Genomic DNA, 17879 nt, shown 5'->3' with positions numbered 1-17879 from the left:
CGTTCAGGTGCGTGCCCTCGCGCCCCCGTCCGGGCAGCCGTTGCCGGGCGCGGCGGACGGCCACGCGCCCTCCGGTTCAGGTGCGTGCCCTCGCGCCCCCGTCCGGGCAGCCGTTGCCGGGCGCGGCGGACCACCCGCCGTCCTCGGACGGGCGCCCGCGCGGTACGCCCGTCCGGTCGTCATCCGGTGCGGGACCGCCCCGGGGCGCGCCGTGCCGTCCGGCGCTCGCCTACCGCGGGGCGGCGCCGAACGCCGCGAGGTGGTCCGCGGCCCACGTCCCGAAGGACCGGGCCGGCCGGCCGGTCAGCCGCAGGACGGTGTCCTCCACCCGCGCCTTGGCCCCCGCCCGCTGCCGCCGCGCCGCGGCCAGCAGCGCCTCGACGACGGCCGGGGGGTGACGCCTGCCCAGCAGGGCGCGCGCCTGGTCCGGGGACAGCTCCTCGAAGCGCAGGGGGGCGCCCAGCAGCCGGCCGAGCTGCGCCGTCTGCTCGACCGCGCTGATCGGCTCGGGCCCGGTCAGGGTGTGGACGCGCCCTTCGTGTCCGTCCTCGGTCAGTGCGCACACGGCCGCGGCGGCGACGTCGCGCGGGTCGACGCACGCGTTGCGCGACGTGCCGTACAGGGCGCGCACCACCCGCTCGGAGGCGATGGACGCAGCCCAGGACAGCGTGTTGGACATGAAGGCCCGCGGGCGCAGCAGCGTCCACGGCGTCCCGCAGCTCAGCAGCAGCTCCTCGTTGGCGCGCTGCCAGCGGGTGACGAGGTCGTGCGCGTCGTCGTCCGCGACGGCGGCCGCGGACACCTTGACCAGGTGGCGCACCCCGGCGGAGCGCGCGGCGCGCAGGAAGCGCGCGTCGTCGTCGCCGCCGACCCGGTTGGTGAGGAGGAACGCGCGGCTCACCCCGCGAAGAGCGCGGTCCAGTGAGCGCGGGTCGCCGTAGTCGCCGGCCACGATCTCGGCCCCGGGGGCCGCCGTCTGCACGCGGGCGGGGTCCCTGGCCATGACCCGCACCGGGAGGCCGTCGGGAAGCGCCCGCAGCACCTCCCGTCCGACGGTTCCGGTGGCGCCTGTCACGAGAATCACGGGTGTCCTCCTCCGCCGGCAGGGCACCGGAGTGCGAAGCGCTTGCTGCCCGACTCTTGAGGCGGCGCACCCCACCGGTTGTAAGATACAAACTGGGCGGTTTTTTGAGGAAGTCGGCCCTGGGCTCCGCTGACCGATGTGATCTCCAAGAACGGGAGGACCGCCAAGTGGTGAAGCAGGAGCGTGCGTTCCGCACGCGCAGGACCATCCTCAAGGCAGCGGCGAAGGTCTTCGAGGAGCGCGGCTACCAGGCCGCGACCATCTCCGAGATCCTCACCGCGGCCGGTGTGACCAAGGGAGCGCTGTACTTCCACTTCGAGTCGAAGGAACAGCTGGCCCAGGGTGTGCTCAACGAGCAGGACCAGCGGTTCGTGATCCCCGAGCGCGCCTACAAGCTGCAGGAGCTGGCGGACGCGGTGCTGCTGCACGCCTACCGCCTGCAGTCGGACCCGATGGTGCGCGCGGGCGTGCGGCTGAGCATGGACCAGCACGCGAAGGGCCTGGACCGCAGCGGCCCCTTCATGCGCTGGAGCTCCGTGTGCCGTGAGCTGCTGGAGAAGGCTCAGGCCCAGGGCGAGCTGCTGCCCCACGTCGTGCCCTCCGTGACCGCCGACATCGTGGTGAGCACCTTCGCGGGCGTGCAGTCCATGTCCCAGGTCGTCAGCGACTATCAGGACCTGCGGATGAGGACCTCCGCGCTGCTGCATCATCTGTTCCCCAGCATCGCCGGACCTTCCGTTCTCACCTCGCTGGATCTGTCCGAGTCGCGGGGCGAGGCGATCTACGAGGAGATCCGGCGGCGGCTGGACCGGCAGCCGGCGGCCGCCGTCAGCTGAATGCTCCCGCGCCCGTCATGGCCGGCTGCGGCACGGACCGGGCCGGCCGGGCGCCGAAGTACAGCTCGAGCGCCTCGTCCAGGCGGTCTCCGCCGGGAGCGCCGGCCCAGGCGATGTAGCCGTCGGGGCGTACCAGCAGCGCGTCGCACGCGACCTGGGGGGTGGGCTCGACACGGACGGTGCTCACCATCTGGGCCCAGTCGCGGGCCCGTTCGACGTGGCGGCCGTCGTCCTCGCCGAAGACGAGCACCAACGGTCTGCCGGCCCGCAGCAGCCCGATCACGTCCGTCCGGCCCTCACGCGTCTGCAGGGACAGGTTCTGCAGAAACCTTCCTTCCCAGGGCGAGGGCCGCTGCGTACGCCGGGGGAGGACCATGTCCTGACCGCTGATCAGGTCGCTGAGGTGCCGGCTGCCCCGGTCCGCCGCGACCAGTCCGGCGAACAGGGCGTGCAGGGCGTCGATCTCGGGTCCCGAACGCATCAGGGCGAGCTGGGCCCGCGTGTTGTCGATGACGCTGCGGGCGGCCGGCCGGCGCTCCGTGTCGTAGGTGTCGAGCAGGTCCTCCCCGGCGAATCCCCGCGCGACGAAGGCGAGTTTCCAGCCCAGGTTGAGGGCGTCCTGCACGCCGGTGCTCAGTCCGAGGGCGCCGACCGGGAAGTGCATGTGCGCCGCGTCGCCCGCCAGGAACACCCGCCCGTGGCGGTAGGAGTGGGCGAGCCGGGCGAAGTCGCTGAAGCGGCTGAGCCAGCGCGGCCGTCGGAAGGCGATCTCCTTCCCGGCGATCCGGGCGAGTTCGTCGCGCAGTTCTCGCGCGGTGGGCGGCAGATGGCGCCCGGGGTGGGGGCCGGAGCAGTCGAGGGTCTTGACGTGCGTGCCGGCGCCCGGGATGTCGCGGGCGACGATCCAACCGCGCGGGGTGCGGTGCCAGCCCGACGGCAGGTCGTCCGGGTCGTCCAGGGTCACGAGTGCGGCCAGTCCGGAGGTGGTGGCGGGGTAGGTCTGCGACGGGATGCCCGCCAGCTCCCGGACCGTGCTGCGGCCGCCGTCCGCGCCCACCAGGTAGCGGGCGGTGCACTCGACGCGTCCCGAGGGTCCTTCCGCCAGCACCCGGACGCCGTCCTGGTCCTGGCTCACCTCGGTCACGCGGTGCTCGCGCAGGACCCGTACGCCCGCGGCTCGCGCCCGCTGTTCGAACAGGCGCTCCAGCTCGGCCTGAGGGCGCTTCAGGATGGGGCCGGGCTCCGAGGCGGGGGCGGTGACGGACAGGCCGGGTATGCCGGCGAAGCGGAACGGGGCCTCGGTCTCGCCCGTCGCCGTGGCGGCCCGCGGGACGAGTTCGCTGAAATACCCGCGCCTGGCGAGTCCCTGCAGCGCCCTGGCGTGCAGCACCGAGGCCTTGGGACGTTCCGAGACGGACGCCTGCGCCTCCAGCAGGACGGTGCTGACCCCGTAGTCCCCCAGCTCGGCCGCCAGCAGCATGCCGACGGGGCCTCCCCCCACGATCACGACCTGGGCACGCAGACGACTGTTCACCGTAGGACCTCCCCTTGACCTCGATGTGCAGCGGCAGGGGTCCGGGGACACGGCAAAGGCCTGTCCGGCCTGGGAAGAAAGCACACGCTGTCACGCCCCTCCCCCTGCTGTGGCGTATGGCAGCCGACCGGTCGCCCGGCGAGCGGGGCGGCTGACGCCCAAGGAATATACCGATTGGACGGTTCTTTTCAAGACCCGCACAACGCCGTGCCCGAGGACCTGCCGCCGGGCGCTCCGGCGCCGATCATCTCCCTGCTCACCACGGGCCCCCGCAGCCGCAGCAGCGCAGGCCCGCGCGCTCTGCCGGCATCACCGCCGGGGTGCGGCCGCTCCTCGTGCGCCGCTCCCGAGCTGTAGTCACTCTCGAGGTCGCGGCCGCTCCCCCGACCACTCCCCGGTCGGTCCGCGCAGACGCACGCCCCCAGGCGGCGGGCGTGCGCCGGGAGCGTCATGCGGGCGTCCGGTCCCGTCACGGGGCCGGCGTCGTCGGCGCCGCGTCCGCCGCAGGATCGCCGGCCACGGGAGCGGGACGCACGCTCAGAGCCCCAGCCGCTTGCCCGGATCCCGCACCGCCGACGACAGCGGACCGCCCTCCGACCGCTCGGTCTTGCGTCCTTTGCGCCCCGGGGACAGGGTGCGCGGGTCGACGGCCTCCGCGGGCGCCCCGGTGGCGTACAGGCCCTCGGGGTCGGCGTCCCGGTCGTGCGGGAGCAGCCAGAACACCCGGCGGCGGAAGGTGCCCGACGAACGCGACGGCTTGGCCTGAGGCCCGAGCAGCGCGTAGCCGACCATGCGTCCGTCACGGTGGTAGGCGGGCTTTCCCCGCCTGGTCGGCAGCCGGTCCAGGCTCTGCCGGACGTAGTCGAGAGCAGCTATGTCCTCCAGCCAGACCAGTCCGGCCTCATGGAGGATCTCGTCCTCTCCGATGAGAGCGCTCATGCTGTCTCCTCGTCGGCCACCAGTCCGATACCCGGGTAGTACTTCCGCTGGTTGGACAGGATCATCTCCTTGGGCGAGGCCAGTCCCACGACCTCCCGAACCCTTGCCGCGAAGGCGCGGGACGAGACGGCCGGAGCTCCGTCATTCTGACACCAGGTCTTGTAGGCGGCGTACAGCTGCGCTTGTTCCGCCCGCAGCGGGGGCTCGATCCGGCACGACTCGCTCAGGAACCGGCCGGTGTGGTCCTCCGTCTCGGCATAAGCGGTCGTGGCGATCCGGACGCGCTCGGGGCCGGTGAGGTCGCGCTCCCCCGCCAGGTACCGGCGGGCGCCCGTGATCAGCCAGTTGAGGATGCCGGGCCCCTCCTCGGTGACGAGGACGTCCGCGAGGTTGTCGATCTTGCGGTCGTCGGAGACCACGCGCTCGAACGGGATGAGCCGCATCCGGCGCCAGAACGCGAAGCCTCCCGTGCCGACCTCGGGCCGGTGGTTGCCCAGCAGCCACAGTTTGTGGGTCGGCGCGAAGCTGAAGAAGTCCTGCCGCATCCGGCGGGCCTTGATGCGGTCCCCGCCGGTGAGCAGCTTCACGCGGGCCTCGTCGAAGCGGTCGCCGGGCTTGACCTCGCTGCACACGATGACGCGCCGGCCGTGCAGTTCCGCGAGGTCGGTGGGGTGGCCCTCGTAGGGGCGGGCCATCAGGAAGCCCGGCGGCGCCGCGTCGGCGTAGTCGCCCAGCAGCTTCATCAGGGCGTCCAGCAGCACCGACTTGCCGTTCTTGCCGGAGCCGAACAGGAAGGGCATGACCTGGCCGCCCACGTCCCCGGTGATGGAGTAGCCGAGCAGCAGGTGCAGGAAGTCGATCATCTCCGCGCCCTCGGGGCCGTCGCCGAAGGTGTCGGTGAGGAACCGGTGCCAGCGGGGCGTGGGTATCGGCTCGGGGGCCACGGTGGTGGACCGGGAGTGGAAGTCCTTGTTCGGATCGGGCGTGCGGATCGCGCCGGTCCGCAGGTCGACGATGCCCCCGGGGGTGCACAGCACGTAGGGGTCGGCGTCCAGCAGCGCGGCGGTGAGGACCATGCCGGGCGCCGACCTGGCCTGGGTGAGCATCGCGTTCATGCCGCTGGTGCTCAGGGCCCGTCTACGGTGCTGTTGCAGGGCGGCCGGGGTGAAGTGGCCGCGCGGGTCGGTCGTCGCCAGGGACTCGGCCAGGTCGCCGGCGGCCCACATCACGGTGTCGTCCTCGTCCACCCGCCAGCGTGCGCCGTCCCAGCGGAACCAGCCGAGGCCGGGGACATGCCGGTAGTCGCCGGCGTACAGCTTGACGAACAGCTTGGCGTTGCCGCGGTCGCTGAGGGTGTCCGGGAGCAGCCCGTCGGCGGTCACCTCGCCCTGTCCGGCCGCCTGCGGACCGGGCGTGCGGTGCTCCTGGCCGTTCGCGCCGTTCGCCGGGCGCCTCTGCTCGGGCTGGGCGTACAGGATCTGGGCGGCGACCGCCTGCGGATCGAAGAGGGTCTTGCCGTTGCCTGACGTCATCAGCGCCCTTCCGAGTACAGCGGTCGCAGCGTGCCGGCGTTCACGCCGCTGCGGATGATGGCTCCGGAGCGGCGCTGCCGGCCCGGACGGGCCAGCTCGGCCGTCTCGCGCAGCAGACGGTGCGCCTCGGCCTCGTCCAGCCGCCCGGCGGCCACCAGTCCCCCGGCGGTGTACGCGGCCCGGTTCAGCTTCTCGGAGAAGCCGGCGCCCTCGGGTGTGGCGGCGCAGGCGGCCACCTCGGCGAGTAACGCCGCCAGCAGGCGGCCTGCGCCGTCCTGGCCGCCCCCGGCCGCCTGGACGGCCTGTCGGGCCCGTGGCGGCACGGCGCCGGGCGGCGGGACGGCCGCGGACGGCAGATGCCCGGTCCGTTCGAGTTCCCGGGCGAGCCAGTCCGGCAGCGGGGCGGGCTCGCGGGCGGTCCCCACGCGCCGGTACGTCCCGGCCTCGGTCATGGTGCCGGGGGCCACGATGTATCCGCCGTGCGCCCGTACGTCGACCTGCCAGGCCAGCGCGCGGGCCCCCGACCCGGTGGAGCACTGCCAGCGGTGCCCCGGACGGGCCCTGTACCAGACGTGGAGGCCTCCCGAAGGGGTGCGGACCCGCAGGGTGGCGTCGTCGTCCGCCGGGCTGACGACGCCCCGAAGGGCGGCGAGGACGCCGATCGTGTGGAAGCCGTCGGCCAGTCCCGTCAGGTCGATGTCCGGGGAGATCTCGATGCCCGGCAGCAGCCGGTCGCGCTGCGGCAGCCGGCGTTCGTGGGCGTCGATGTCGAGGACGACCAGACCTGCGGGCCCGCAGGCGACCCCGACGCCCAGGCCCGGATGCGCGCCCCACCACTGCTCGATGCGGGCGTCGTCCAGGGTCGCGGCGTGGAAGCCGTGGCACCAGCGGCCGGCCGCGGCGCAGCCGCACCCCCGGTGCGTGTGTCCCGGCGTCCGGCAGGCGGCGCAGTTGCCCGCCGGAGTCTTGCGTCCCGGCGCGAGCGGATGGACGGGCCAGCCCCGGGTGGCGCACCACCGGGCAATGGCCAGCGACCATCCGACTAACGCCGGTCGTGGTGCATGACTGCGACACTCCCCCAGCTCAGAGGCCATCGCACCCCCCGTCAGCGACCCAAGCGACTGAGCAACGGGGACAGAGTAGCGAAGCGAGCGGGCGGCCAGCGGGCTTCTTCCAGTGGTCCAGCGACTGAAGCGCAGCCGCCGCAGCGACTCTGGCGTCTTGAGTCGCTCGTCCCGTGCTGAAGAAAACCGCAGGTCACAGCTCTGGAAAGCCAAAAAATAGCGACTGAAGCGACTCTAGGTCTCTATATATGACGCACACGCGCACACGCACACATGCGCGCTAGTGCCTTCATATACCCGGCCCTTGAGTCGCTTCAGTCGCTGATCTCTCCCATGCAAGGCCCTGACCTGCTACTTCACACCGGCGACCGAGAGCGACCGAAGCCCGGTTCGGTCGCTGGGCTTCAGTCGCTGGTCCCGTCCGCGCAATCCGGCCGCGGCGGCGGAAACGGTCCCCCGGTTCTCCGTGAGTCCGTCGACAGCGACTCAAGCGACCCTGTAGCGAACGTCCACGACCGCCCGTGCCTCGCCCGCCGGCCGGGTCCGGGACCGTCCCGGCTCGGGCTGCTCTTCGCCGAGGCCGACCGGCAGTCCGTCGAATCCGACGTCGCCCACCGCGTCCGTCCGAGCCCGGCGACGCCCGCGCGGCAGGCGTCACAGCAATTCGGGCGCGCTCTCCCGGACTTGGTCCTTGGCTGCCGGGTGATCCTCACCGTCGACCGGGGCGGCGGCCCGCAGCGCCGCTTCGACCCGGCGGTTGCCGGTCATGGACGCCGTGACGGCCGTCATCGCCAGGAGGAGGCCGGCGGCGGCGTAGAGCGGGGTGCGGATGTCGTAGGCGGTGGCCAGCCAGCCGCCGAGGAAGGCCCCGAAGGGGGCGGCGCACATGGCCAGCATGCGGGAGGTGGAGGCGACCCGTCCGATGAGGCGGGCCGGGACGATCGCCTGCCGCAGGGAGGGTCCGAGCACCATCGTGGCGCCCATGCCGGCCCCGCAGACGGCGAGCGCCAGCCCGGCCGCGTACGGGTCGGGGGCAGCGGCCAGGCCCAGGATGGCGAGCCCTTCGACAGCGGCCGTGCAGGTCAGTGCGGTGCCGGTGCCGAGGTGTCGGCCGAGGAAGGAGGCGATGCCCGCGCCGAGAAGGCCGCCGGTGGCCTCCGCCGTGAGGAGCAGACCGAAGCCGTGGGCGTCGATGCCCAGGCGGTCGTGCGCGAAGAGGGCGAGGACGGTCTCCACGGCGAGGAAGGCGATGTTGCCGACCGCCGGGCGCAGCGCGAGCCCGAGCAGCAACCGGTCCCGGAAGACGTACGAGGCCCCGGCCCGCGCCTGCCGAAGCAGCGACTCGCGGACCTCCGGCGCCGGCCGGGGCATGGCGGGCAGCGTCCGTACGAGCAGTGCGGAGAGCATGAAGGACACCGCGTCGGCGAGCAGCGGAACGGCCCGCCCGAGCGCGAGCAGCGCACTGCCCGCGGGCGGCCCCGCGAAGCCGGACATGGCGGTCTGGGCGCCGCGCAGGCGGGAGTTGGCGCGCTCCAGGAGTGCGGGGTCGCGGCGGAGCAGACCGGGCAGGTAGGCCGTGGCGGCCGTGTCGAAGAAGAGTCCGCCGAGGCCGAGCAGGAAGGCGACGATCGCGAGCAGCGGGATGCTCAGCACGTCGAGCGCGGCCGCGGCCGCGGGTATCGCGAGCAGCAACGCTCGCGCCGTGTCCGCGACCCACATCGTGCGCCGGTGGTCCCAGCGGTCCACCAGCGCGCCGCCGAGCACCCCGAAGAGCAGCCACGGCAGCGTCCCGGCGGCCGTGACGACGGCGAGCGCCATCGGATCCCGCGTCAACGTCAGCGCGATCAGCGGCAGCGCGGCATGTGACACCCCGTCACCGAGCGAGGACACCGTCTGCGCGGTCCACAGCCGTCCGAACCCGGTCGGCAACTTCCTGACGTCGGAGGTCACTTGGCGCTCCCCTCGGCCTGCTCGCGCGACGCCGGGTGGAACAGCGCGAAGACGAGGGACGCGTCCGGCAGCGACGGATCCGACAGTTCCCGGTACTCGTCCGCCAGTGCCTGCAACCGCGCTCCCAGCTCTGCGAACTGCTCGTCGGTGAGCCGCAGATGCGCCATCCGCACGTGCCGCTCGTCCACCGGCGACGCCTCCAGATCAGCCACGGCATGGCGCATCAGCACGTCCGGCCCGCCCTCGCCCGGATCCGGCAGCGCGATCGCCCGCGCGGCCATCGCGTAGTACCGCTCGGTGACGCCCCGCACCTTCCGCGTCCGCACCACCTTCACCAGGCCGGCCCGCTCCAGCAGCCGTACGTGGTAGCTGGAACTCCCCTTCGCGAGGCCCACCCGCTCGGCGATCTGCGTGATCGTCGCGGGCTCGAAGCGGAGCACGGCCATGATCCGGTGACGCGTGAGACTGGAGACCGCGCGCAGCTGGTCTTCCGTGGTGACGTGAAGCGTCTCGGGGAGATCGTCGGTAGGCATGCGAGGAATGGTCAACGATTCTTGACCATTACGCAAGGGGGTTCGGGCGGACTCGCGGAAACTGCTGTCAACCTCGGGCGCGCACGCGCCCGGTACGCGCCCGGTACGCGCGCGTGGACGTCGCTCAGGACGCAGCGACCGCTGCTGGACGAGGGCACCAGCAGCTACGACGACGCCGGTCACTCCGGCCGTGCCGCCGTACTCGTCGACGACGCGCGTGAGAGCTTCTGCGCACGAGGCGGCGCGTACGAAGCCGACGCGCACGCGACGAAGCCGACGCGCACGACGCCCGCCACGCGCACACGCTCAATGCCGAGCCGTTCGTACGTGCCGTGCCGCGCCGTGCCGCGATCACACCGCGAACAAAAAACCGGGGTCCCGCCGGAAAACCGGCGGGACCCCGATGCCTCAAGGAAGGTGGCCTCGATGCCTGATGAAGGCTGGCCCCGATGCCTGATGAAGGCTGGCCCCGATGCCTGAGTGAGGGCCGTTCCAGCGGGCCGTATCAGCTGACGGCCTGCTTGACCAGCGCCGCGATCTGCTCCTCGACCTCGTCCGTCACCTCGGTCAGGGCGAAGCCGGTCGCCCACATGGAGCCCTGGTCCAGTTTGGCGGCGTCGTTGAAGCCGAGCGTCGCGTAGCGCGCCTTGAACTTCGCCGCGCTCTGGAAGAAGCAGACGACCTTGCCGTCCAGTGCGTAGGCGGGCATGCCGTACCAGAGCTTCGGCGCGAGCTGAGGAGCGCTGGCGGTGACGACGGCGTGGACCCGCTCGGCCATGACGCGGTCCGTGTCCTGCATCTCGGCGATCTTGGCGAGTACCTCCTGCTCCGCCAGCGCCTCCTTGTCCGCCCGTGAGCCGCGCCGCGCCGCGGCCTTCTGCTCCTTGGCGTGGTCCTTCATCGCGGCCCGTTCCTCGGCCGAGAAGCCCTCGTACGTGTCGCTCTTGGTGTTGCTCATGGTCTCTCCCGTAGCCCGTGGGTCACGAAGACCGACCCGCGCGCTCGGCCGAGCCCGGTCCCTTCGGCCAGTACAGCATCCGCCGACCGACAAGCCCTTGATTTCCACTGGAGACCCACTGGAACCCCAGGCCGGCCCGTACGCCGATGGTCGGAGGCTGCCGGCGGCATCGCCGCTGTGAACGTCATCCGTACCCATTCACCGCGGAGCGCGGGGCCCTAGAGGACCACGACAGTCCCGGGCGGAACCGGTCCCTCGCCCGCGTAGGTGTCGCCCAGTGGCGCGGTGAGGGTGTGGTCCTCGGTGAGCGTCAGGCTGGGCCAGGGGCCGGCGAGAGTGGCGTCGTCCAGGGTAATGCCGAGGTGGTCCAGTACCAGGGCGACCGCAGGCGCCGTCCCGCCGTCCTCGCCCTCGTGTGCGGCGAGCGCCGCTTCCACCCGGTCCCACCAGGGGCCGTGCGGTTCCGAGCGGGTGTGCTCCATGCCGGGCTCGAAGTACTCGACGCACGTGCCGTCACGCCAGTACTGGAAGACGTCGATCCCCTCGGTCGTCGCCAGGCTGTAGGTCTCGGTGCCCCGAGACAGCACCGCGAGCAGTTCTCCCCCGAAGCCGTTGCCGCCTTCCTCCTCGACGCAGAAGGCCCATTCGCCGATCCTCCCGGACCGCAGCAGGCAGACCGTCCCGTCGCCGGAGTCTCCCGAGACGAGATCCGAGGCCGTGTCCCAGTCGAGCAGGCGTGCCTGGTCCGGGTCCGCTCCGTAGCGGGTGAAGACCTCCTCGGGGCTCAGGCCGCGGGTGAAGGTGACGCACATCCAGGCCACCGCCCAGCTGTGCGCATCCATGTCCGTGCCTATCGTCATGTCGTGCCTCCGTCGTTCGCTTCGGTATCGCCCGGCGCAGTGAGCCGTCTCGAACTCAGAACGGCGACTTTCGGTAAGCAGCCTGCGCTGCGGTCGAAATCTGTTGCCGAGCTGCGCGAATGCCGGGGAGATGAACCACGGGGAACGCGCCGCGAAATGACCGTACCCGGTGGTCTACGCCATGGCGCCGACGTCAGATCAGCGCCGCGTGGCACGTATCGGCCAAAAACTGATGGCGAGAAATACTGCAACCGACGACAGACTGTTGAATCCCGGATTGTCGGCTGTACACCCGGGAGCACGCTCAGAGGCGCCCATTCGGGAGCGCGGCAGCCGCCAGCCAACAAGCCGGGAGCGGCGCGACCGGGCGCCCATGTCCGATGTGCGGGTCGTCGCCCGCGTACACCCGGGCCTGCCATCCATGGCCGCCCAGCCACTCCTCGAGGTCGTCACGGGCGGAGACCCACTCGGCGCCCTGCTCCTCGACCCGTTCGCGCACGAACCTGCCCTCCTCCTCGAGCATGGCCGCCTTGAGGTGCTCGAGCATGAGCCGGCTCCCCGGCGCGGACAGTTCGGTGAGACCGGCGACGAGCGACTCCCCGGCCGCACGGGTCAGGTACATCAGCAGGCCTTCGACCAACCAGACCGTAGGCTGCTGCGGGTCGAAACCCGCAGCTCGCAGGGATGCCTGCCAGTCCTCGCGCAGATCGGCGGCCACCCCGCGGCGCTCGCACGCCAAGGCCAGTCCAGAGTGGGCGAGGAGGGCGTTCTTGAACTGCGTCATCTCGGGCAGATCCACCTCGAACCACCGGGTCCCGGGCGGCAGCCCCAGGCGTACGGTACGGCCGTCCACTCCCGCGGCCAGCGTGACGACCTGGCGGATCCCTGAGCCGAGCGCGTCCAGGATCTCGTCGTCGAGGAACCGCGTACGCACCGCGAAGTACGTCGGGAAGCCGGCCGCGCTGTCGTGGGTCTGCTTGATCATCTCGGTGACCTCGGCCAGCACCGGGTCCTCCGCCAGCGCCGAGAGCATCACGGCGGCCAGCGGGTCCCCGAACAGCGCATCCGGACGTTCGCTTTCCAGTTGTCGCATCCAGGCGGTGAAGAGCGCGGTCCGCCCGACCCCGAGCGAAGGTGTCTTCAGCTCCACGATAAAATCCTCCTCAGACGAGGTCAATTCGACCAAAAAGTCAAGCCTCGTGAGTGGCCTGTTTGCCCTGAACACCTGTCGAAATCGCTGACTATTTCCTGGCTGGTGGAGCGCGAAAGGTGGCCGGAAGGCAGCCGACTCGTTCGCTTTCCGTGCCCCCGCTGCCCCTGAACATCTCAGCCCCAGTGGTTTCCCGGATCGAATTCCGCGGGACCGTGCGACTGCGATGGTAGCGCGCTCCGAGTTATCTCCTGCATTCCACCGGAGCGGGCCCTTACCGGAGGATGTGCGCATGCTGGATGACCTGGACCGCGCTCTGATCCACGCGCTGCACATCGACGGCCGCGCTCCCTTCCATCGGATGGCAGCCGCCCTCGGCGTCTCACCGCAGACCGTCGCCCGTCGCTACCGCCGGCTGCGCATCGAGGCCCCCGTCGTATCGCCCGGAGAGGGCGAGGGGGATGGTGCGCAACCGGCCCCGGTGGCCCGTACCACCGGCCTGGAGACTGCTTCGGTCCCACGAACGCTCAAGGCGGTGGGCCCGGTGCCCTCTCCGGGGCCGCCTTCTCGCCGGGGTGAGGCACACGACGAGCTGCCGCCCGGCTCGAAGGGCGGCGCCCTTCGAGCACCTGGGAGCCGGTGCGATGCAGCGAGGTCTTACGAGGAGGTGCCGGTTATGGCTGCCGGACCTCGCTGTGAGCGCGGGGTCTTCTCCCCCACCTTCTTGACCTCGATGGTGCGCGGGTCCACGGCTTCACCGGGCGCGCCCTCACGGTAGAGGCCGCCGGGGAGGCTGTCGCGGTCGTGCGGGAGGAGGAAGAAGACGCGGCGCTTGTACAGGCCGCTGTCGGGGTCGGGTTCGGCTTCGTCGTCGAGTTGGGCGTAGCCGACCATGCGTCCGTCGCGGGCGTAGGGGGGTTTGGTGTTGCGGCGCCGGGTCTTGTCGAGGGCCTGGCGGACGTAGTCGAGGTTCTCGGGGTCTTCCAGCCACACGACGTGTTCCTCGTGGGTGAGATCGCCCTCGGTCAGTAGCGAGCTCATGGCTGTCGCCCCTCCTTGTTCTGCGGGGCGGTGTGGCTTCCCGCCTCGTGGTCTGGTGAATCGCCCGCGGCTGGACGTGGCCCCGCCGGTCCATGGTAGGCCGGGCGGACAGGGGTGGGTAGGGGCCTCTGTGCCCGTGGGGGGCCGAGGGTGGTGTGCGGGGCTTGGTGTCGATTCATGACGGGGTTTCCAGCAGGGCGAGGCCCGGGTAGTACTTGCGGCCGTTGGATTTGATCATGTCTGCGGGTGAGGCGAGGCCGACTTCTTGCCGGACGCGGGTGGCGAAGGCTCGGGTTCCCGCGGGGCGGATGCCTTCACCCGCGCTGCACCATGCGGCGTAGGCGGTGTAGAGGAGGCCTTGTTCGACGCGCAGGTCGGGTTGGTTCTCGAGGTCGTTGGTACAGCATTCGCTGAGGAAGCGGCCGATGTGGTCTTCGGTGTTGGCGTAGGCGGTGGTGGCGATGCGCACGCGGTCGGGGCCTTCGAGGCTGTCACGGGTGGCGAGGTAGCGGCGAGCGCCTTCGATGAGCCACTGCAGGATGCCGGGGCCTTCGTCGCGGACGAGTTCGAAGGCCAGGTTGTCGATCTTGCGGTGGTCGGGGACGGTGCGCTCGAAGGGCAGCAGGCGGATGCGGCGCCAGAAGGCGAAGCCGCCTGTGGTGACTTCGGGCCGGTGGTTGCCGAGCAGCCACAGGTGGTGGGTGGGGGTGAAGGAGAAGTAGTCCTGGCGCATGCGGCGGGCTTTGATCTTGTCTCCGCCGGTCAGCAGCCGGACCCGGGCCTCGTCGAACTTGTCGTTGGGCTTGAGCTCGCTGCAGACGATGAGGCGGCGTCCGTGGAGTTCGGTGAGTTCGGTGGAGTGCTCGGAGAAGGAGCCGCGGTCCATGAGGAAGCCGGGCGGAGCGGCGTCGGCGTAGTCGCCCAGGATCTGGATCATGGTGTCCAGCAGGACGCTCTTGCCGTTCTTGCCGTGTCCGTGGAGGAACGGCAGTACCTGCGCGCCGACGTCGCCGGTGATGGAGTAGCCCAGCAGCAGGTGCAGGAAGTCGATCATTTCCTGGCCTTCGGCGTCGTCGCCGAAGGTGTCGTGCAGGAAGCGGTGCCAGCGCGGGGTCTCGGTGTGCTGGGGGGCGACGCTGGTGGCGCGCGAGTGGAAGTCGCGGGTGGGGTTCGGCTTGCGCAGCAGGCCGGTGTGCAGGTCGACGACGCCACCGGGGGTGCACAGGGCGTAGGGGTCGCCGTCGAGGTTGTCGGGGTCCAGGGAGAGGTCCGGGGACGCTTTGGCCTGGGTGAGGAGGGCTTTCATGCCGGTGGTCGACAGGGTCCGCTTTTTGTGGTGGAGGAGGTCGCGGTCGCTGAAGAGGCCGCGGGGGTCGCTGTCGGGCATGTCCTCGGCCATCTCGCCGGCGGCCCACAGGGCGGCCTTCTCGCCTCCGGTGCGCTTCCAGCGGTAGCCGTCCCAGCAGAACCAGCCGAGGCCCTCGACGTGGCGGAACTGGTCGCGGTAGAGCGCGACGAAGAGCTTGGCGTTGCCGCGGTCGGTGAGAGTGCTGGGCAGTGGCGCGGGCATGGCCCAGGAGGGCGGGGCCGACGGGGAGGTGTGCGCCTGGGCGGGCAGGGGGGTCGGCGGGGAGGCCGGCTGTTCGAGGTCCAGCATCTGCTGGGCGGCGGCGCTGGCGTCGAAGCGCGGCAACTCGGCGCTGCTCATGAACGTCCTTGGAGGTGGAACGGTCGGGCGGCCCCGGCGGTGAGGGCGTCGTCGATGATGCGTTCGTTGCGGGCGCTCTGCCAGGGGCGGGCGCGTTCGGCCACGTCGCTCAACAGGGTACGTGCGGTGTGTTCGTCGAGATGTCCGGCGGCTGCGAGTCCTCCGGCGGTGTAGCCGGCCTTGTTGAGTTTCTCGGTGAAGGCCGCGCCTTCGGGCGTGGCGGCGCACTCGGCCACGTCCAGGAGCAGAGGGTCCAGGACGGCCTGCCAGCCGGCCGTGGCGCGAGGCCGCCGGCTGCGGGGCACCGCAGGCCGGGGGCGGACCGGGGTCTGCTGGATCATGTGACCGGTCCTCACGAGTTCTTCGCCGAGCCATTCGGGCAGCGGCGCAGGCAGATGGGCAGGTCCTTCGCGCAGGTAGACGCCCTTGGCGGTGCGGGTGGTGGGGGCGACGATGTAGCCGCCGTCGGCTCGGACGTCGACCTGCCAGGCGAGGGCGACCTTGGAGCTGGAGCCGGTGGAGCAGCGGAACCGACTGGCGGGGTGGGGGTTGCGGTACCAGACGTGCAGTCCCCCCGAGGGGGTGCGCACGCGCAGAGTGTTCTCGTCTTCGGCCGGGTTGGGCCGGCGGCGCAGTGCGGCCAGGAGGGCGAGCGTGTCGAAGCCGGAGGCCAGCCCGTGCAGGTCGACGGAGTCATGGATGGCGATGCCCGGCAGCAGGCGGTCGCGGTCGGGGACCTGTGCGGAGTGCGCGTCGACGTCGATGACGATGAGGTCCGCTCCCCCGCAGGCGACGCCGACGCCCCAGGACGGTGTGGCGGACCACCACGCGTCGATGCGGGCGGTGTCGGTGGTCGCTGCGTGAAAGCCGTGACAGGGGCGGCCTGCGGGCAGGCAGGGGCACTGTGCAGGCGGGTGGTGGTCTTTCCGGCAGGCGTCGCAGTTGCCTGCGGGCGTCTTGCGGCCGCTCGCGAGGGGATGGACCGGCCAGCCCTGCAGGGCGCACCAGCGGGCCACGGCATGCGGCGTGGCTGGCCGCCCCGCTGTTGTGGGCTCTCTCGTCAGGCCGGGGCCGGGCACTCGTCGTCCTTCTGCCGGGGGTGTTCGTCCCTTCAGTCCTTCAGTCCCTGAGCAGCCGCTGACGTGGTGCCGCGCTGAGGCCAGGGACCCAAGGGACTGTAGGGACTGTGTTCCGGAAGAGAGTCTATGACCTGCGGGCTGGGGCGGGCGGCTGCTTGTCCGCGTGGCGGGCTGTCAGCTCTTCGGTCCCTCCGGTCCCTTGAAGGCCCTGCGGGCTGGTGTGGGGGCCGAGCAGCCCGCAGGGCGGAATGTCCCAAATGAGAGCGACTGAAGCGACGCGTGCCGGACAGAGGGCTACCGCTTCCCTCCCGACGCGGGGCGCGGGGCTGGCCCCGACGTGGGGCGGCGAACGGGTCTCCCGCAGGGACTCGGGGAGTGACCAGGGACGGAAGGAGCTCTGGACGGCGTTCGGTCCCTTCCTTCGGTCCCTGACTGTTTTCGCAGGTCAGAGCCACATCGAGGCATCGGAAAGGGACTGAAGGGACTGAAAGCGCCAATTATCAGCTAGCTAGCTATGTGTAGATAGATAATCAGTCCTTCATACGCGCCCGCGCATACACACACGCAGGACTGGCTCATAATGGGGGATTTGAGTCCCTTCAGTCCCTGATCTGGCACCCGTACCCCAGTTGACCTGCAGTTTTCCCAGGGACTGAACGACAGGGACCGAAGCAGACTCAGTCACTGCCCCCCAGTCCCCCAGTCCCGGCACTCGTCAGTCCCTTGACGGGCTCCCGTGACGGGGCATGAGCGATGCCGCCGCCGATCGGGGAAACCGCGTCAGCCTTCCCGGCTGGGGAGCATGGCCAGGGCCCGGGAGCGCTGTGCGACGAGACCGTCGTAGGTGCCGTCGCGCTCGGCCCAGCGGTGCGTGAGGACTTTCCCCACGAGGATCTCGTGGGGGGTGGGGTCCTGTGCGAGCAGGTGCATGACTTCGGTGGCGAAGTCGTCGAGCGGCAGCGCGTGCGGGTTCACCTCCTCCTGCCCTGCCGTGGCGACGGCCGGCGGGACGAGCTCGCCGACGCCGACGCCGGTGCCGTCCAGCTGCGCGCGCAGCGCCTCTGAGTAGGCGTGCACGGCGTCACGAAAGGAGGCGACGGAGAGACTGTCCGTCACGTCGACACCGAACGTGCCGAAGCCTTCTTCGGCGAGTTCGGAGAGGGCCTCCGGGCTGCGGGTGCCAACGGCCACGTCCCCGGCACAGGCAGGACTCCCGCCCGGCGGCAACCGCCGCGTGCCCGGCCTGCGCCGCGAGGAAGTCGCCCTGCTCGCCGGAATCAGTCCCGACTACTACCTGCGCCTGGAACGGGGCCGTGACAAGAACCCCTCCCCGCAGGTCCTCGGATCACTGGCGCGCGTCCTGCAACTCGACGACGTCGAACGGACGTATCTGCTCGGCCTCGCGACGGCACGCCTGAAGTCGCCGGGCCGCAAGCGGCCCGAGCACATGCCGCCACGGGCGCACGAACTGCTCGCCCACCTTCAGATCCCCGCCTTCGTCGAGGGGCGCGCGTTCGACGTCCTGGCCTCCATTCCTGGCCGTCGCGCGCTCCCCCCCCCATTACCTTTTTGGTTGCCCCGCAATGGGGCGCCCGGCCTTCGGAGTTGGCA

At 71.4% G+C, this 17879-nt stretch carries 17 protein-coding genes and 1 pseudogene; 4 read left to right on the top strand and 14 right to left on the bottom strand.

The genetic code is table 11. The features are described from left to right. Nucleotides 1-229: 229 nt before the first annotated feature. On the bottom strand, nucleotides 230-1084 hold the full coding sequence (locus tag ACFVYK_RS35340; RefSeq protein ID WP_389780836.1) for an NAD(P)H-binding protein: 855 nt from the start codon (nucleotides 1082-1084) through the stop codon (nucleotides 230-232). 167 nt (nucleotides 1085-1251) lie between these two features. Between ACFVYK_RS35340 and ACFVYK_RS35335 the strand changes: the two genes are divergently transcribed. After that, nucleotides 1252-1920 carry a ScbR family autoregulator-binding transcription factor gene (locus tag ACFVYK_RS35335; protein WP_389780835.1) on the top strand — a complete coding sequence of 223 codons (669 nt, stop codon included), beginning with the start codon at nucleotides 1252-1254 and terminating at the stop codon, nucleotides 1918-1920. Here ACFVYK_RS35335 and ACFVYK_RS35330 read toward each other — a convergent pair. The 6 genes from ACFVYK_RS35330 to ACFVYK_RS35305 all read right to left on the bottom strand — a co-directional run bounded on the left by ACFVYK_RS35330 (nucleotide 1913) and on the right by ACFVYK_RS35305 (nucleotide 9472). Continuing rightward, nucleotides 1913-3454 (bottom strand): FAD-dependent monooxygenase, encoded by a 1542-nt coding sequence (locus ACFVYK_RS35330; protein WP_389780834.1) that lies wholly within the window; start codon nucleotides 3452-3454, stop codon nucleotides 1913-1915. The two genes, ACFVYK_RS35335 and ACFVYK_RS35330, sit on opposite strands and share 8 nt — an antisense overlap. Nucleotides 3455-3991: 537 nt before the next feature. After that, on the bottom strand, nucleotides 3992-4393 hold the full coding sequence (locus ACFVYK_RS35325; RefSeq protein WP_389780833.1) for a DUF6009 family protein: 402 nt from the start codon (nucleotides 4391-4393) through the stop codon (nucleotides 3992-3994). Then, nucleotides 4390-5925 carry a phage/plasmid primase, P4 family gene (locus tag ACFVYK_RS35320; protein WP_389780832.1) on the bottom strand — a complete coding sequence of 512 codons (1536 nt, stop codon included), beginning with the start codon at nucleotides 5923-5925 and terminating at the stop codon, nucleotides 4390-4392. Before ACFVYK_RS35320 ends, ACFVYK_RS35325 begins: the two co-directional genes overlap by 4 nt. Next, the gene (locus tag ACFVYK_RS35315) at nucleotides 5925-7019 is read right to left on the bottom strand and encodes a bifunctional DNA primase/polymerase (RefSeq protein WP_389780831.1); all 1095 of its coding nucleotides are present in this window, start codon (nucleotides 7017-7019) and stop codon (nucleotides 5925-5927) included. Before ACFVYK_RS35315 ends, ACFVYK_RS35320 begins: the two co-directional genes overlap by 1 nt. Nucleotides 7020-7643: 624 nt before the next feature. After that, entirely contained in the window at nucleotides 7644-8939 is a 1296-nt protein-coding gene (locus ACFVYK_RS35310; protein ID WP_389780830.1) for an MFS transporter, read from the bottom strand. Then, entirely contained in the window at nucleotides 8936-9472 is a 537-nt protein-coding gene (locus tag ACFVYK_RS35305) for an ArsR/SmtB family transcription factor (protein ID WP_389780829.1), read from the bottom strand. The genes ACFVYK_RS35310 and ACFVYK_RS35305 overlap by 4 nt, the downstream gene beginning before the upstream one ends. A gap of 21 nt (nucleotides 9473-9493) precedes the next feature. On the opposite strand from ACFVYK_RS35305, the gene ACFVYK_RS35300 reads away from it, so the two are divergent. Continuing rightward, on the top strand, nucleotides 9494-9952 hold the full coding sequence (locus ACFVYK_RS35300; RefSeq protein ID WP_389780828.1) for a hypothetical protein: 459 nt from the start codon (nucleotides 9494-9496) through the stop codon (nucleotides 9950-9952). A 25-nt stretch (nucleotides 9953-9977) separates the two neighbouring features. Here the strand turns inward: ACFVYK_RS35300 and ACFVYK_RS35295 are convergent, their stop codons facing one another. The 3 genes from ACFVYK_RS35295 to ACFVYK_RS35285 all read right to left on the bottom strand — a co-directional run bounded on the left by ACFVYK_RS35295 (nucleotide 9978) and on the right by ACFVYK_RS35285 (nucleotide 12440). Next, entirely contained in the window at nucleotides 9978-10430 is a 453-nt protein-coding gene (locus tag ACFVYK_RS35295) for an iron chaperone (protein ID WP_389780827.1), read from the bottom strand. 218 nt (nucleotides 10431-10648) lie between these two features. Further along, complete coding sequence (locus tag ACFVYK_RS35290) at nucleotides 10649-11290, bottom strand: DUF6461 domain-containing protein (RefSeq protein ID WP_389780826.1); 642 nt, start codon at nucleotides 11288-11290, stop codon at nucleotides 10649-10651. 304 nt (nucleotides 11291-11594) lie between these two features. Then, the gene (locus ACFVYK_RS35285) at nucleotides 11595-12440 is read right to left on the bottom strand and encodes an SAM-dependent methyltransferase (protein ID WP_389780825.1); all 846 of its coding nucleotides are present in this window, start codon (nucleotides 12438-12440) and stop codon (nucleotides 11595-11597) included. A gap of 292 nt (nucleotides 12441-12732) precedes the next feature. Here ACFVYK_RS35285 and ACFVYK_RS35280 point away from each other — a divergent pair. After that, nucleotides 12733-12870 (top strand): annotated as a pseudogene (locus ACFVYK_RS35280) (AsnC family protein); the annotation flags it as partial. Nucleotides 12871-13097: 227 nt separating this feature from the next. Here ACFVYK_RS35280 and ACFVYK_RS35275 read toward each other — a convergent pair. From ACFVYK_RS35275 to ACFVYK_RS35260, 4 genes are all read right to left on the bottom strand, one after another. Further along, nucleotides 13098-13481 carry a DUF6009 family protein gene (locus tag ACFVYK_RS35275; protein ID WP_389780824.1) on the bottom strand — a complete coding sequence of 128 codons (384 nt, stop codon included), beginning with the start codon at nucleotides 13479-13481 and terminating at the stop codon, nucleotides 13098-13100. 175 nt (nucleotides 13482-13656) lie between these two features. After that, a complete protein-coding gene (locus tag ACFVYK_RS35270) occupies nucleotides 13657-15189 on the bottom strand; it encodes a phage/plasmid primase, P4 family (protein ID WP_389780823.1) in 1533 nt (510 codons plus the stop codon). Next, the gene (locus ACFVYK_RS35265; RefSeq protein WP_389780822.1) at nucleotides 15186-16205 is read right to left on the bottom strand and encodes a bifunctional DNA primase/polymerase; all 1020 of its coding nucleotides are present in this window, start codon (nucleotides 16203-16205) and stop codon (nucleotides 15186-15188) included. The genes ACFVYK_RS35270 and ACFVYK_RS35265 overlap by 4 nt, the downstream gene beginning before the upstream one ends. 843 nt (nucleotides 16206-17048) lie before the next feature. Further along, nucleotides 17049-17495, bottom strand: a complete 447-nt coding sequence (locus tag ACFVYK_RS35260) for a hypothetical protein (protein ID WP_389780821.1) — start codon at nucleotides 17493-17495, stop codon at nucleotides 17049-17051. On the opposite strand from ACFVYK_RS35260, the gene ACFVYK_RS35255 reads away from it, so the two are divergent. Continuing rightward, the coding region (locus ACFVYK_RS35255) for a helix-turn-helix domain-containing protein (protein ID WP_389780840.1) at nucleotides 17440-17879 on the top strand (440 nt) is incomplete at its 3' end. The genes ACFVYK_RS35260 and ACFVYK_RS35255 overlap by 56 nt on opposite strands.

Source organism: Streptomyces sp. NPDC058291, assembly GCF_042880855.1.
Classification (GTDB): domain Bacteria; phylum Actinomycetota; class Actinomycetes; order Streptomycetales; family Streptomycetaceae; genus Streptomyces.
The sequence above is the reverse complement of the archived record's forward strand: the minus strand, read 5'-3'. Positions and strand labels throughout refer to the sequence as shown.

Excerpts from the sequence above, each read along its gene's own strand:
- ACFVYK_RS35295 (WP_389780827.1), bottom strand. The coding sequence starts at position 10,430 with ATGAGCAACACCAAGAGCGACACGTACGAGGGCTTCTCGGCCGAGGAA.
- ACFVYK_RS35325 (WP_389780833.1), bottom strand. The coding sequence starts at position 4,393 with ATGAGCGCTCTCATCGGAGAGGACGAGATCCTCCATGAGGCCGGACTG.
- ACFVYK_RS35315 (WP_389780831.1), bottom strand. The coding sequence starts at position 7,019 with ATGGCCTCTGAGCTGGGGGAGTGTCGCAGTCATGCACCACGACCGGCG.
- ACFVYK_RS35305 (WP_389780829.1), bottom strand. The coding sequence starts at position 9,472 with ATGCCTACCGACGATCTCCCCGAGACGCTTCACGTCACCACGGAAGAC.
- ACFVYK_RS35275 (WP_389780824.1), bottom strand. The coding sequence starts at position 13,481 with ATGAGCTCGCTACTGACCGAGGGCGATCTCACCCACGAGGAACACGTC.
- ACFVYK_RS35270 (WP_389780823.1), bottom strand. The coding sequence starts at position 15,189 with ATGAGCAGCGCCGAGTTGCCGCGCTTCGACGCCAGCGCCGCCGCCCAG.
- ACFVYK_RS35290 (WP_389780826.1), bottom strand. The coding sequence starts at position 11,290 with ATGACGATAGGCACGGACATGGATGCGCACAGCTGGGCGGTGGCCTGG.
- ACFVYK_RS35320 (WP_389780832.1), bottom strand. The coding sequence starts at position 5,925 with ATGACGTCAGGCAACGGCAAGACCCTCTTCGATCCGCAGGCGGTCGCC.